This window comes from Pseudomonas sp. P9_35, assembly GCF_034008205.1.
Lineage (GTDB): Bacteria > Pseudomonadota > Gammaproteobacteria > Pseudomonadales > Pseudomonadaceae > Aquipseudomonas > Aquipseudomonas kilonensis.
In genome coordinates this window covers 4,484,237-4,497,682 of the sequence record NZ_CP125373.1, presented here as the reverse complement: position 1 = coordinate 4,497,682, position 13,446 = coordinate 4,484,237, and the positions used below count along the sequence as shown (strand labels likewise).

12 protein-coding genes and 1 pseudogene are annotated in these 13,446 nt (G+C 63.1%); 7 read left to right on the top strand and 6 right to left on the bottom strand.

Annotation, left to right across the window (positions count from 1 at the left end; genetic code table 11):
• Nucleotides 1–202: 202 nt before the first annotated feature.
• The 5 genes from codA to QMK47_RS19775 all read right to left on the bottom strand — a co-directional run bounded on the left by codA (nt 203) and on the right by QMK47_RS19775 (nt 5,553).
• Nucleotides 203–1,450 carry a cytosine deaminase gene (gene codA / locus QMK47_RS19795; protein ID WP_214510490.1) on the bottom strand — a complete coding sequence of 416 codons (1,248 nt, stop codon included), beginning with the start codon at nt 1,448–1,450 and terminating at the stop codon, nt 203–205.
• Nucleotides 1,451–1,462: 12 nt separating this feature from the next.
• Nucleotides 1,463–2,734 carry a cytosine permease gene (gene codB / locus QMK47_RS19790; protein WP_253476615.1) on the bottom strand — a complete coding sequence of 424 codons (1,272 nt, stop codon included), beginning with the start codon at nt 2,732–2,734 and terminating at the stop codon, nt 1,463–1,465.
• Nucleotides 2,735–3,012: 278 nt separating this feature from the next.
• Nucleotides 3,013–3,828: an alpha/beta fold hydrolase gene (locus tag QMK47_RS19785; protein WP_253476613.1), complete on the bottom strand. Its 816-nt coding sequence runs from the start codon at nt 3,826–3,828 to the stop codon at nt 3,013–3,015.
• A 206-nt stretch (nt 3,829–4,034) separates the two neighbouring features.
• The gene (queD, locus tag QMK47_RS19780) at nt 4,035–4,391 is read right to left on the bottom strand and encodes a 6-carboxytetrahydropterin synthase QueD (RefSeq protein ID WP_003203918.1); all 357 of its coding nucleotides are present in this window, start codon (nt 4,389–4,391) and stop codon (nt 4,035–4,037) included.
• A gap of 82 nt (nt 4,392–4,473) precedes the next feature.
• Nucleotides 4,474–5,553: a patatin-like phospholipase family protein gene (locus QMK47_RS19775; protein ID WP_214510493.1), complete on the bottom strand. Its 1,080-nt coding sequence runs from the start codon at nt 5,551–5,553 to the stop codon at nt 4,474–4,476.
• A 227-nt stretch (nt 5,554–5,780) separates the two neighbouring features.
• Between QMK47_RS19775 and QMK47_RS19770 the strand changes: the two genes are divergently transcribed.
• The 7 genes and pseudogenes from QMK47_RS19770 to QMK47_RS28785 all read left to right on the top strand — a co-directional run bounded on the left by QMK47_RS19770 (nt 5,781) and on the right by QMK47_RS28785 (nt 11,811).
• Nucleotides 5,781–6,089, top strand: a complete 309-nt coding sequence (locus QMK47_RS19770; protein ID WP_320389184.1) for a PepSY domain-containing protein — start codon at nt 5,781–5,783, stop codon at nt 6,087–6,089.
• A complete protein-coding gene (locus QMK47_RS19765; RefSeq protein WP_134925124.1) occupies nt 6,089–6,400 on the top strand; it encodes a PepSY domain-containing protein in 312 nt (103 codons plus the stop codon). Before QMK47_RS19770 ends, QMK47_RS19765 begins: the two co-directional genes overlap by 1 nt.
• Entirely contained in the window at nt 6,400–7,068 is a 669-nt protein-coding gene (locus QMK47_RS19760) for a response regulator transcription factor (protein ID WP_063320294.1), read from the top strand. Before QMK47_RS19765 ends, QMK47_RS19760 begins: the two co-directional genes overlap by 1 nt.
• On the top strand, nt 7,065–8,378 hold the full coding sequence (locus QMK47_RS19755; protein WP_253476606.1) for a sensor histidine kinase: 1,314 nt from the start codon (nt 7,065–7,067) through the stop codon (nt 8,376–8,378). Before QMK47_RS19760 ends, QMK47_RS19755 begins: the two co-directional genes overlap by 4 nt.
• Nucleotides 8,379–8,614: 236 nt before the next feature.
• Nucleotides 8,615–9,931, top strand: coding sequence for a Na+/H+ antiporter family protein (locus QMK47_RS19750; protein WP_320390545.1), 1,317 nt, complete (start codon nt 8,615–8,617; stop codon nt 9,929–9,931).
• A gap of 149 nt (nt 9,932–10,080) precedes the next feature.
• Nucleotides 10,081–10,905, top strand: a pseudogene (locus QMK47_RS28790) (cache domain-containing protein); the annotation flags it as partial.
• An 84-nt stretch (nt 10,906–10,989) separates the two neighbouring features.
• On the top strand, nt 10,990–11,811 hold the full coding sequence (locus tag QMK47_RS28785; RefSeq protein WP_371914218.1) for a methyl-accepting chemotaxis protein: 822 nt from the start codon (nt 10,990–10,992) through the stop codon (nt 11,809–11,811).
• Nucleotides 11,812–12,081: 270 nt separating this feature from the next.
• Here the strand turns inward: QMK47_RS28785 and yegQ are convergent, their stop codons facing one another.
• A complete protein-coding gene (gene yegQ, locus QMK47_RS19740) occupies nt 12,082–13,407 on the bottom strand; it encodes a tRNA 5-hydroxyuridine modification protein YegQ (RefSeq protein ID WP_253476602.1) in 1,326 nt (441 codons plus the stop codon).
• Nucleotides 13,408–13,446 lie beyond the last annotated feature (39 nt).

The following is a 13,446-nucleotide window of genomic DNA, read 5'->3' as shown; positions in this document are numbered from 1 at the left end:
TGGAAGTTTTGCGGTGTGGCTGATGCCGCTATCGCGAGCGAGCTCGCTCCCACAGGGGGGCTTCAGTGGATAGAAATGGTGTATCCGACACAGATCCATTGTGGGAGCGAGCTTGCTCGCGATAGCGGCGGGTCAGTCACATCCATATCAACGGGTAGACCGCCATCGCGAGCGAGCTCGCTCCCACAAGGGGTTGTGGGAATCAGCCTGGCTGCTGCGCAAACTCCACCACCGGCATCTGCCGCTTCATCAGCACTTCACCGTTGCGAATCGAATAGAGCGGCAAGCCCTGGCTGCGGATCACTTCGTAGTCACTGTCCGCCGACAGGATCAGCAGGTTCGCCGGGCGACCGGGTTCCAGGCCGTAGCGCTCGCCCAGGGCCATGGCCTTGGCGCTGTTGTCGGTGACCAGGTCCAGGGCGCTTTGCAGGTTGCGGTAGCCGAGCATGTGGCAGATGTGCAGGCCGGCTTCGAGGACCCGCAAGATGTTGCCGTTGCCCAGCGGGTACCACGGGTCGACGATGGAGTCCTGGCCGAAGCACACATTCATCCCGGCCTCGAGCAGTTCATTGACCCGGGTGACACCGCGGCGTTTGGGGAAGTTATCGAAGCGCCCTTGCAGGTGAATGCTTTCGGTTGGGCAAGAGACAAAGCTGATGCCTGAGTGCCCGAGCAGGCGGAACAACTTGGCGCAGTAGGCGTTGTCGTAGGAGCCCATGGCCGTGGTGTGGCTGGCCGTGACCCGCGCGCCCATGTCGCGGCTGCGGGCTTCTTCGGCGAGCACTTCGAGGAAACGTGAGTGCGGGTCATCGGTTTCGTCGCAATGCACATCCACCAGGCACCCGGTGCGTTCGGCCAGGTCCATGAGGAATTTCACCGAGCTGACACCCTGGTCGCGGGTGTACTCGAAGTGGGGAATGCCGCCCACCACGTCGGCGCCCATGCGGATCGCTTCTTCCATCAGCTCGCGGCCGTTGCGATAGGACTCGATGCCCTCCTGGGGAAACGCGACGATTTGCATGTCGATCAGGTGACGGCTTTCCTCGCGCACCTCCAGCAGCGCCTTGAGCGCCGTAAGCTGGGGGTCGGTCACGTCGACGTGGGTGCGCACATGCTGGATGCCATGGGCGGCGAGGGCCTGGATGGTTTTCTTGGCGCGGGTCTTGGTGTCTTCTTCGGTGATGGTGGCCTTGCGTTCGCCCCAGCACTCAATGCCTTCGAACAGTGTGCCGCTCATGTTCCAGCGCGGCTCGCCCGCAGTGAGGGTCGCGTCCAGGTGAATGTGCGGTTCGACGAAGGGCGGGACCACCAGGTTGCCGCCGGCATCGAGGTCTTCCGGGCCGAGGCTGGGGGCCTCGGTCTGGCGGGCGATGTTGGCGATCAGGCCGTTTTCCAGGTGCAGTTCATGCAAGCCTTCACGGTTACGCAGACGGGCGTTGATGATGTGCATCAAGCGAATCCTTTAGAGGTCTTGTAGGGGCGCATCAGCGGTGCGAGTACCCATTACGCTGATCAATAGCACATACGTTAGCGCGCCGGCAGCGATTCCTACCAGTGGCGCGATCCATGGCGAATTGAACGCCGCGACGGTGCCAACCCCATAGGCCAACAGCCCGGGCCAGTTGAACGCCGGCAGTTGCGCCTCGGCCAGGCGCGGGTAACGACCACGCCAGCGGAAGAAGAAATCGGCCATGATCACCCCGCCGATGGGTGGGATCACCGTGCCCAGCAGGATCAGGTACGGCACCAGCAAATCGTACATGCCCAGCAGCGCCAGCAGCGTGCCGATCACCGCGCCGCCCAGGGTCACGGTTTTGCGCCGGCGGGTGCGCAGCAGGTTGCAACCTGCCACGGCGAAATTGTAGATGGTGTTGTCCTGGGTGCTCCAGATGTTGAGCAGCAACATGGCCATCGCCGCCATGGCGAAGCCCTGCAGCAGCAACACTTCGACCACGTCCGGTTGTTGATAGACGATGGCTCCGTAGGCGCCGATCAGCACCATCAGGCCGTTACCCAGGAAGAAGCCGATCAGGCTCGCCAGCACCGCGACCTTCGCCGAGCGGGAAAACCGCGTCCAGTTGGTCGCCTGGGTCGCGCCGCTGACGAAGGTGCCGAACACCAACGTGATGGCAGTGGACCAGTCGAGACTGCCCGTCGGCACCACCGCCAACAAGCCCTCGAGACCGCCGACCTTCACCGTCGCGACCCACATCGACAACATCAGCAGCAACATCATGGCCGGCACGGCGAGGTACGAGAGGATTTCCAGCCCGCGATAACCAACATAGGCCGTGGCACAGAACCCCAGGCCGAACAGCACCATCAATCCCAGCACGGTGCCTTCGCTCAATTGGAAATACTTGCCCAGCACCACCGCGGCGGTCGCTGTGCCCCAGGCGTACCAGCCGATCTGGGTGAACCCCAGGATCAAGTCGCTGAGCTTGCTGCCCACCTCGCCGAAACAGAAGCGGCCCATCAGCACCGAATTGAGCCCGCTCTTGAAGGCGATGTAGCCCAGGCCGGCGGCGTAGAGACCCAGCAGCAGATTGCCGATGACGATGACCGTGAGCATTTCGGCAAAACCGAACGCTACCCCCAGCTTGCCGCCGGCAAACATGGTGGCGGTGAAAAAGGTGAAACCCAGCAGCACCATGGCCGTGGAGGCCAGGCCCTTGCGAGCGTGCATCGGGACTTCGCTCAAGGGGTAGTCATTGCCCGGATCGTTCTGAGTCATGTGGCGGTCCTTGCGGGTGAGGGGTATATCGCAAGCGTGCAGCGGCCGTGCCAAGCGAGTGATCGCGAGGTTATTTATAGACAATCCTGGGGATTGGGTGGGCGAAGGGATCGAAAGCGGTGCGGCGGTGATTCAAGTTGGAACACAGTTCTCACTGCCTATCCGGTTTCCCTGTGGGAGCGAGCTTGCTCGCGATAGCGGTAGATCAGTTGACGGCGATGTGGCTGACCTGACGCTATCGCGAGCAAGCTCGCTCCCACAATGGAATGCAGGGTTCTTCATGCCAGGAACCGCAACACCGCCGCCACGACGGCCTCCGGCGCGTCTTCCTGGACCAGGTGCCCGGCGTTCGGAACAGGGTGGAACTGTGCACCTGGAATCAGCTGGTGCAGGGCCCGCCCGCGCTCGATGGGGATCCACTGGTCATCCTCGCCCCACAGTATCTGCGTCGGGCAGCGCACGGTCGGGTACAAGCCCTCGGCTTCGCGGGTATAACGCTCGTCCATCTGCGCAATCTGCCGGTAGAACGCCGCCTGGCCGGGCTCGCCAAGCCACGGCTGCACGTAGGGCGCCAGTTCGGCGTCCGGGATGTCCCGTTTGATCGCACCGCGGATATAGGTCGGCACGATCGCCCGCTGGATGTAGTCGGGCAGGCCGCTGAACGCCGCTTCATGCTGGCGTACATGCTGGACAAAGGGTGAACCCCAGGGCGACAGGGCCACCGGGTCGATCAGGGTCAGGCTGCGGTAGTCCTTGCCATTGAGCAGGTGCGTGCGCAGGGCCGTGGCGCCGCCAAAGTCATGGGCCACCACATCCGGGCAGTCCAGGCCCCAGTGCTCCAGCAGTTGCGCGAGTAGCTGGTTTTGCACGCCCAGGGACACATCGGCATCCGGTTGCGCGGACTGGCCATACCCCAGCAGGTCGAAGTAATGCACCGTGTGGGTTGCGAAGAACAGCGGGGCGATGCGGTGCCACACGTAGGAAGAGAAGGGAGTGCCGTGGACAAACACCAGCGGCGGGCCGTCGCCGTGGATGGCGTAGCGGATGGGGTGTCCGTTGAAGTCGTATGTGTGATCCAGCGGCCAGTGGGTCATGCTCGATACTCCCCTGAAAATGGCTCAGGGGGTAGAGCATAGGTCAATGCTGACGGGACAGGGAAACCCCAATGGTGGCGCCAGATTTTGTGGGAGCAAGGCTTGCCCGCGATACAGGCGCCTCGGTTCCGAAGAGACCGTGCAATCTTTATCGCGAGCAAGCTTTGCTCCCACAGGTGGGACCCTACAGGCGGATCCCACAGGTTTTATTCGCCGTGGTAGATGCAACCGCTGGTGCAGGTCTCATGGATGCGGATGGCGCTGAGTTCCGGCAGCAATGGCTTCAATTCATTCCAGATCCACTTGGCCAACACTTCGCTGGTGGGGTTTTCCAGGCCAGGAATGTCGTTGAGGTAGTTGTGGTCCAGGCGCTCGTAGAGCGGCTTGAAGATCGCCTTGATTTCCGAGAAGTCGCGAATCCAGCCGGTGTGCGGGTCGATGTCGCCGCTCAGGTGAATCGCCACCTTGAACGAGTGGCCGTGAAGGCGGCCGCACTTGTGGCCGTCCGGCACGTGGGGCAGGCGGTGGGCGGATTCGAAGGTAAACTCTTTGAAAATTTCCACAGGTTCGGGCTCTTTAGATATCGGTCGCGAGGCAGGCGGCGCAGTTTATCAGTTTGATAACGGCGTTGCGCGACCGTGCTGACTAAAGGGTCAGCAAACGCTCGCCCAACCCGCCGTTGGCCGCCAGTTCCAGGAACTCATCACCGAGCCGGCGGCTCTCGTCCATCGCCGTGCGCCAGTACTGGCGACGGCTCGGGTCATCGCCCATGAAACGCTTGAAGTCGTTGCGGTCCGGCAGTTTGCCGTAGGGCAGGCGCGCCAGGTATTCACGCGACGGTGCCAGCAACAGCACGTCTTGCAGGCGGTCGACGTTGCCCCGGCGCCACGGCAGGCCCTTGTCGAACCAGCCGGGAATGACCCGGTCGGTGAAGTGCGGATAGAGCACGATGTCTTCGCCGCTGTACGGCAGGTCGAGGTGGTAGTCCAGCAGACCGCCGTCGCGGTAGGTGCCAGCCCCGGCACCCGGCAGGTCGCGCACGCCTTCCATGACCATCGGGATCGAGCCCGAGGCCAGCAGGGCCTGGCGCAGGTTGCCGGCAGCCAGCGGAACGAAGCGTGACGGAAAGTCATTCAACGGATGCAGGGGCGGGGCCAGGCGCGGGTCATGAATGATCAGCCGTTCGAAATGCCGCGACAGCCGTGCCCGGCCTCGCAGGTTGTCGGCGATCACCGACGACAAGCCCAGGCCCAGTCGGCCGCGATGATCCTGGGCCAGCAGGCCGTGGCTCTTGACCACCATGATGTTGAGCCGGTATCGCGGGTTATCGAGGATCGAAGCGTCGCGGCCGTCGAGCAAATCATCGAGCATGCGTTGCGAGCTCTGGCTGACCCCGGCCATGGTCACGCCTTTGGCAAAGCTTTGTTCGTTGTACAGCGTGCCCAGGCGCCGGATTCCCTCGGCGGCATCCGGCAGGCAGGCGCTGGCGAAGCGCCAGGCACCCACCGAGGCCCCGATCAGCGAGCGCTCCCGGGGCTCGGCGGGCAGCCATTCGCCGAACAGCGCCAGGTCCAGCCCCTGGATGCCCAGGGCCTTGGGACCACCGGCAGCGCCCGGCAGGATGCCGACGTCGGCAGCGTTCAAGCCGGCCTGGCGAATCCGCCCGAACGCACGGGGGCCGGCCTTGAGGGTGAGGGCGGGAAACTTGATGTGGATGGCGGTCATACCGGTCTCGAATACGGGTAAGCGGCTGATTATAACGACACAAAACCCTGTGGGAGCGAGCTCGCTCGCGATAGCGTCAGTTCTGTCACATCGATATCAACGGATAGACCGCCATCGCGAGCAAGCTCGCTCCCACATTGATGTGGGTTCCATGATGGCCATTCAGTTTCAGTTAAGTTCACCCCGATACAGTCCCCCCGGTAAAGATTATAAGAAGGAGATAACCCATGAACCGCCTGACTGCCTTTTTCATCGCGACCCTCATGGCACTGGGAACCAGCCTGGTTCACGCACGAGACCTGGACACGGACGAAGCCCGCAAACTGCAAGACGCTGGTACCATCCTGTCCTTTGAAAAACTCAACGCCGCTGCCCTGGCCGAACACCCTGGCGCCACCTTGACCGATACCGAGCTGGACGAAGAGTACGGCAAGTACATTTACCAAGTGGAACTGCGCGATACGAAGGGCATTGAGTGGGATCTGGAATTGGACGCCACCAACGGCAAGGTGCTCAAGAATCATCAGGATACGTAATGAAGCTTAATCTGCGCGCCCATAGTCGATGGGCGCTGGCGCTGCTGGCGTTTTGTTCGCTGGCCGTGGCCCGGGACCTGGATCAGGACGAGGCCCTGCAACTGCGCCAGCAGGGTGTGATCTTGCCGCTGGAGCACCTGCTGCAACAGGCGCTGGACTTGCATCCCGGCGCCAAACTGCTGGAAGCCGAGCTGGAGGAAAAGCACGGCGTCTATATTTATGAGGTCGAATTACTGGACACCGACGGCGTCGTGCGCGAATTGGACCTGGAGGCCGCGACCGGCCGCCTACTCAAAGATAAGGAAGACTGATGCGCCTGCTTCTGGTGGAAGATCATGTGCCCCTGGCCGACGAACTGATGGCCGGGCTTGCACGCCAGGGCTACGCTGTCGACTGGCTCGCCGATGGTCGCGACGCGGTGTACCAGGGCAGCAGCGAACCCTACGACCTGATCATCCTCGATCTCGGCCTGCCGGGCGTGCCGGGGCTCGAGGTGCTCGCCCAATGGCGTGCCGGTGGCCTGAGCACGCCGGTGTTGATCCTTACCGCACGCGGGTCCTGGGCCGAGCGCATCGAAGGCCTCAAGGCCGGGGCCGACGATTACCTGACCAAACCTTTTCATCCTGAGGAGCTGCAGTTGCGGATCCAGGCGTTGCTGCGCCGCTCCCACGGCCAGGTCAACCAGCCGACGCTGAAATCGGCCGGATTGCACCTGGATGAGAGTCGCCAGTGCGTGGTCCGCGACGGCACCGACATCCAGCTCACGGCGGCCGAGTTCCGCCTGTTGCGCTATTTCATGCTGCATCCCGAGCAGATCCTTTCCAAAAGCCATCTCGCCGAACACCTGTATGACGGTGAGACCGAGCGCGACTCCAACGTGCTCGAAGTCCACGTCAATCACCTGCGGCGCAAGCTGGGACGCAGTGTGATCGAAACCCGTCGCGGCCAGGGTTACCTGTTCGGCGGGCAGGCGCAGTGAGATCCATCCAGCGGTGCCTGAGCCTGGGGTTGATCGGTGTGATGGTGGTGGTCGGCCTGGTCCTGGCACAGACCAGCCTGTGGCTGTTCGAGCTGGGCTTGCAGCGTTACCTGGAAGCCGGGCTGCGCAACGACAGCGAAAACCTGCTGGTGGCCCTGGTGCGCGGCCCACAGGGGTTGCAACTGGATGAACGACGTTTGTCGCCGGCCTATCAGCGGCCGTTTTCCGGGCATTATTTCCGCATCGACTTTGCCGATGTGCACTGGCGCTCCCGCTCCCTGTGGGACCAGGAATTGCCCCGGCTCGACCACCCGGGCCTGCACAGCAACCTGCAACTGGGGCCTGAGGGTCAGAAGCTGCTGGTGCTGCGTACCGACTATCGACGGCTGGGCCAGGCGATCTCCATCAGCGTGGCCCAGGATTACACGCCGGTGCGTGACAGCTTCCGCCGAATGCAGCAGATCGGCCTCGGGCTGGGGTTGGCGGGGCTGCTGTTGATTCTGTTGCTGCACCGCATCACCGTGCGCCGCGCCTTGCGTCCGCTGGACCGGGCGCGGGAGCAGATTGCCCAGTTGCAGCGCGGGCAGCGTTCGCAACTCGACGAACAGGTGCCACGGGAACTGGAGCCGCTGGTGGCGCAAATCAACCATCTGCTGGCCCACACCGAGGACAGCCTCAAGCGTTCGCGCAACGCCCTGGGCAACCTCGGCCATGCCTTGAAAACCCCGCTGGCGGTGCTGCAAAGCCTGGCTTCGAACGAGAAGCTCGATCCGTATCCCGAGTTGCGCAAACTGTTGCTCGAGCAACTGGAGCAGGTCCGCCAGCGCCTGAACCGCGAACTCAACCGCGCCCGCTTGTCCGGTGATGCCTTGCCCGGCGCGCACCTGGACTGCGACGCCGAGCTGCCGGGGTTGCTGGCCACGCTGAACATGATCCACGGCGAACACCTGCACCTGAGCTACGTCGCCCCGTCTGGCCTGCACCTGCCGTGGGATCGTGAAGACCTGCTGGAACTGCTGGGCAACCTGCTGGACAACGCCTGCAAATGGGCCGACGCCGAAGTGCGACTGACCATGATCGAGACAGCCGACGGGTTCAGCCTGGCCGTGGAAGACGACGGCCCCGGCATTCCCAGGGATCGCCGCGACCAGGTGTTCAGCCGCGGCACGCGACTGGATGAACAGACCGATGGACACGGCCTGGGCCTGGGCATCGTGCGGGACATCGTCGACACCTGGGGCGGCCTGCTGGCGTTGGACGACAGCGAGTGGGGCGGGTTGAAGGTGGTGATCGAATTGCCCAAGCGCTGAAGTCCACCCCCCTGTGGGAGCGAGCTTGCTCGCGATGGCGGTGTGTCAGGCAATGATGCATGGACTGTCAGACCGCTATCGCGAGCAAGCTCGCTCCCACAGGGGGCAGTGGTGGCTGCAAATATTGCGAGACTTGAAAACCCGCCCCACGGCCCTTGCAGCTTGCCGCCGCTTGCTGCAAAGTCGCGACCTTTTTGTCCGGTGGCTTTCCATCGCTGTGCTTTGAGGTAATGATGATAAATGCAGTAATTGCCGCGGTTGGCGTCATGCTGGTGCTCAGCCTGTCCCGCGTGCATGTGGTGATCGCGCTGATTATCGGCGCGTTGGTGGGTGGCCTCACGGGCGGCCTGGGGATCGAGGCGACGCTCAAGGCGTTCAATGCCGGCCTGGGTGGCGGTGCGACAGTGGCGTTGTCCTACGCCTTGCTCGGTGCCTTCGCCGTGGCGATTGCCAAGTCCGGCATGGCCCACGCCCTGGCGGACAAAGCCCTGGCCCTGGTGGATCGCCAGGACGCTGCCGGCGGCACGGGCGTCAAATGGGTGCTGATCGGTCTGCTGGGAACGGTCGCGGTCGCCTCCCAGAACATTTTGCCGATCCACATCGCTTTCATCCCGCTGTTGGTGCCGCCGCTGCTCTACGTACTGACCAAGCTGCAGTTGGACCGCCGGTTGATCGCCTGCGTCATGACCTTCGGCCTGATCACGCCCTACATGTTCCTGCCAGTGGGTTTCGGCAATATCTTCCTCAACGAAATCCTCCTGGCCAACATCGCCCGCAGCGGTGTGGACGTCAGCGGCATCAACGTCACCCATGCCATGGGCATTCCGGCGCTGGGCATGGTGTTTGGCTTGCTGTTGTCGTTGTTCTCCTACCGCAAGAAGCGCGTCTACGACCTGAAGAAAATTGCCCGGGTCGAGCAGGTGAAGGTGAACTACAACCCGCTGAGCCTGATGGTGGCCGGGTTTGCGGTGGCGGCGGCGTTCGCGGTGCAACTGCTGGTGGACTCGATGATCATCGGCGCCCTGGTCGGGTTCCTGATTTTCTCGCTGTCGGGGGTGGTGCGCTGGCGCGAGACTGACGACCTGTTCACCGAAGGCATGAAGATGATGGCGATGATCGGCTTCATCATGATCGCGGCCTCAGGCTTCGCCGAAGTGATGAAGGCCACCGGCGAAGTCCAGAGCCTGGTGGAGTCTTCGGCGGCCTGGATCGGCCACAACAAGGGCATCGGCGCGCTGATGATGTTGCTGGTGGGGCTGCTGGTGACCATGGGCATCGGCTCGTCGTTTTCCACGGTGCCGATCCTGGCGACGATTTTCGTACCACTGTGCCTGCAACTGGGCTTCAGCCCGCTGGCGATCGTCTGCATCGTCGGCACCGCCGGCGCCCTGGGCGATGCCGGCTCGCCCGCCTCGGACTCGACCCTGGGCCCGACCTCGGGCCTGAACATCGACGGCCAGCACCATCACATCTGGGACACCGTGGTCCCGACCTTCATCCACTACAACCTGCCGCTGCTGGTGTTTGGTTGGGTGGCGGCGATGGTGTTGTAACCTCAATACCGAGTTGCCTCAATCGCGAGCAAGCTCGCTCCCACAGTGGAATGCGTTCCCCTGTGGGAGCGAGCTTGCTCGCGATGAGGTCCTGAATCCAACGACCCTGCCGACGGACCGTTCACCTTGCCCTACAGTTTTGCCGTGCGATGCCGTTAATACAGCTAACCACGCCAATAACACCTACAAGAGTGAACAGCATGCGCCTGAGCCTGAAGGCTAAAGTCCTGTCCCTTGCGATACTGCCGGTATTGCTGTCCGCCGTGATCATCAGCCTGACCACGGCTTTCATCTTGAAGGAGCAAGCTAGCAAAGAGGTCCAGCAGACCCGCGAGCGCCTGCTCAGCGAGGCCAAGGCCACGCTGCAGAACTACGTGGCGGTGGGCCTGACCGCCATCAAGCCGCTCTACGATGCCGCCGCGCCTGGCGATAACGAGGCGCGTGCCCAGGCGATCAAGCTGCTGTCGAACATCAGCTACGGCAAGGACGGCTATTTCTTCGGCTACGACTCCGAGACCATTCGTCTGTTCAAGGCCAACAGCCCCGATGGCGTGGGCAAGAGTTTCAAGGACAACCGCGACCCGAACGGTGTCTACGTCAACCGCGACCTGGTGAAAGTCGCCAAGGACGGGACTCACTACCTCGAATACAGCTCGCCGCTGCCCAACAGCAAAGACCTGGTGCCCAAGCTCGGCTACACCGAATACCTGTCCAAGTGGGACCTGGCAGTCGGCAGCTCGGTCAACCTGGACGGCATCGAAGGCCAGGTGGCGTTGGTGCAAGCCACGGTCCATGAACGTCTGCAAGGTGTGATCTTGAGCATCGTCGGGATCGCCGCGGTGGTGTTGCTGGTGATTGCGGTGGTGGGCCTGGTGCTCGCCAACACGATCCTGCGTCCCTTGAACCTGATGAAGGACAACCTCGACGACATCGCCGCGGGTGAGGGCGACCTGACCCGCCGCCTGGCTATCACCAGCCAGGACGAGCTTGGCCAGTTGGCCGGTTCGTTCAACCGCTTCGTCGACAAGATCCACGGCCTGGTGCGGCAGATCACCGACATGACCTCGCAACTGACCGGCCTGGTGACGCAAGTCTCCGAGCAGGCCCAGCGCTCCGAGCAGGCGATGGAACGTCAGCGCCACGAAACCGATCAAGTCGCCACGGCGATCAACGAGATGTCCTCGGCGGCCCAGGAAGTCGCCCGCAGCGCCCAGGGTGCCGCCGTCGCGGCCCAGCAGACCGACGAGGAAGGACAGTCGGCCAAGCGCGTGGTGGCCGGCAGCATCCAGCAGATTCATGCGTTGGTGAACGATATTCGCAGCAGTGGCGTGTCCCTGGATAGCCTGCAGCAGGACGTGGCCTCGATTGTCAGCGTGCTCGGGGTGATTCGTTCGATTGCCGAGCAGACCAACCTGCTGGCCCTCAACGCCGCTATCGAGGCCGCGCGTGCTGGCGAGGCCGGGCGTGGTTTTGCGGTGGTGGCCGATGAAGTGCGGGCCCTGGCCAGCCGGACCCAGCAGAGCACCCAGGAAATCCAGGGCATGATCGATCGCCTGCAATCAGGCACCCACGCGGCGGTGGAAGCGATGCGCCGTTCCAGTGAGGCCGGTGACGGCACCTCGGAACGGGCCAACGAGGCCGGCGCCTCCCTGGACACCATGGCGCAACTGATCGGCACCATCAACTCGATGAACGCCCAGATCGCCAGCGCTGCCGAAGAGCAGACCGCGGTGGCCGAGGAAATCAACCGCAGCGTGCATCAGATCGCCGTGGCCGTGGACAGCGTCGCCGACGAGACCCAACTCGGCGCCCAGACTTCCCGCAGCCTGGCCGACCTGGGCCAGCGCCTGGGCAAGCTGGTGGGGCAGTTCCGGATCTGATCCCATCGCAGCAGGAGCTGCCGAAGGCTGCGATCTTTTGCTCTCGATCCAGATGTTTTCACCTGGGCAACCGGGTCTTATCGAGAAAGAAGGATCGCAGCCTTCGGCAGTTCTTGCCGTGCACGGCAGACCGTCCCAAACCTGTGGGAGCGAGCTTGCTCGCGATAGCGGTGTGTCAGTCAAATGAATATTGGCTGATCCGACGCCATCGCGAGCAAGCTCGCTCCCACAGTGTTCTGCGGCGCCTGCATTATTGGATCAGTGCCAGTGCTAAGGCTCGCGCACATCGCGCATCAACAACCCGAACCGCAGATCCACCGCATCCGGGATGGGCACGTACACCACGTGCCCATCCCCCGGTGCCACCTCGATGCCCTGGCCTTTGGCGTTCTGCAAGTGATGCAGGTCGAAGTGGAAATTGCCCTTGGGGGTCATCAGTTCCATGTGATCGCCGAGGCCAAAGCGGTTCTTCACCTTTACTTCGGCCAGGCGTTCGCGCCGTTCGCCGGTCAGTTCGCCGACGAACTGCTGGCGCTCCGACACTGAGCTGCCGTTCTGGTAGTTCTGGTATTCGTCGTGCACGTGGCGCCTTAGAAAACCTTCGGTGTAGCCGCGCTGGGCCAGGGACTCCAGGTCGGTCATCAGGCCACGATCAAATTCCCGGCCGGCCACCGCGTCATCGATGGCCTGGCGATACACCTGGGTGGTGCGCGCGCAATAGAAGTGCGACTTGGTCCGGCCTTCGATCTTCAGCGAATGCACACCCATGCGCGCCAGGCGCTCGACGTGTTGTACGGCGCGCAGGTCCTTGGCATTCATGATGTAGGTGCCGTGCTCGTCCTCGAAGGCCGGCATGGATTCTTCCGGGCGGTTGGCTTCCTGAAGCAAAAACACCTGGTCGGTGGGCGCGCCGAGGCCCAGGGTCGGCTCGGGCTGATAACTCTGCACAATGTCGCCCACGGCGTTTTCCACCGCCGGTTGGGCCGAATATTTCCAGCGACAGGCGTTGGTGCAACTGCCCTGGTTGGCGTCGCGCTTGTTCAAATAGCCGGACAGCAGGCAGCGTCCGGAATAGGCCATGCACAGCGCGCCGTGGACGAACACTTCCAGCTCCATGGCCGGCACCTGCTCGCGGATCTCGGCGATTTCCTCCAGGGACAGTTCCCGGGACAGGATGATCCGGCTCAAGCCCTGCTGCTGCCAGAACTCGACGCTCGCCCAGTTCACCGTGTTGGCCTGCACCGACAGGTGAATCGGCATCTGTGGGAAGTGCCGGCGCACCAGCATGATCAGCCCCGGGTCGGACATGATCAGCGCGTCCGGCGCCATGGCAATCACCGGTTCAAGGTCTTTGAGGAAGGTGCGCAGCTTGGCGTTGTGCGGGGCGATGTTCACCACCACGTAGAAGCGCTTGCCCATGGCCTGGGCCTCGGCAATGCCCAAGGCCAGGTTCGCATGGTCGAACTCGTTGTTGCGCACTCGCAGGCTGTAGCGCGGCTGGCCGGCATACACCGCATCGGCACCGTAGGCGAAGGCATAGCGCATGTTTTTCAGGGTGCCGGCGGGGGCCAGTAGTTCGGGGGCGGCGAGGGTCATGATGGCGTCGGATCGCAAAAGGCGGCGAGGGTAGCCCAT

Bases quoted from the DNA above. Each gene is read 5' to 3' on its own strand.
- codA (WP_214510490.1), bottom strand. From the start codon at position 1,450: ATGCACATCATCAACGCCCGTCTGCGTAACCGTGAAGGCTTGCATGAA.
- codB (WP_253476615.1), bottom strand. From the start codon at position 2,734: ATGACTCAGAACGATCCGGGCAATGACTACCCCTTGAGCGAAGTCCCG.
- QMK47_RS19785 (WP_253476613.1), bottom strand. From the start codon at position 3,828: ATGACCCACTGGCCGCTGGATCACACATACGACTTCAACGGACACCCC.
- QMK47_RS19775 (WP_214510493.1), bottom strand. From the start codon at position 5,553: ATGACCGCCATCCACATCAAGTTTCCCGCCCTCACCCTCAAGGCCGGC.
- QMK47_RS19770 (WP_320389184.1), top strand. From the start codon at position 5,781: ATGAACCGCCTGACTGCCTTTTTCATCGCGACCCTCATGGCACTGGGA.
- QMK47_RS19765 (WP_134925124.1), top strand. From the start codon at position 6,089: ATGAAGCTTAATCTGCGCGCCCATAGTCGATGGGCGCTGGCGCTGCTG.
- QMK47_RS19760 (WP_063320294.1), top strand. From the start codon at position 6,400: ATGCGCCTGCTTCTGGTGGAAGATCATGTGCCCCTGGCCGACGAACTG.
- QMK47_RS28785 (WP_371914218.1), top strand. From the start codon at position 10,990: ATGACCTCGCAACTGACCGGCCTGGTGACGCAAGTCTCCGAGCAGGCC.
- yegQ (WP_253476602.1), bottom strand. From the start codon at position 13,407: ATGACCCTCGCCGCCCCCGAACTACTGGCCCCCGCCGGCACCCTGAAA.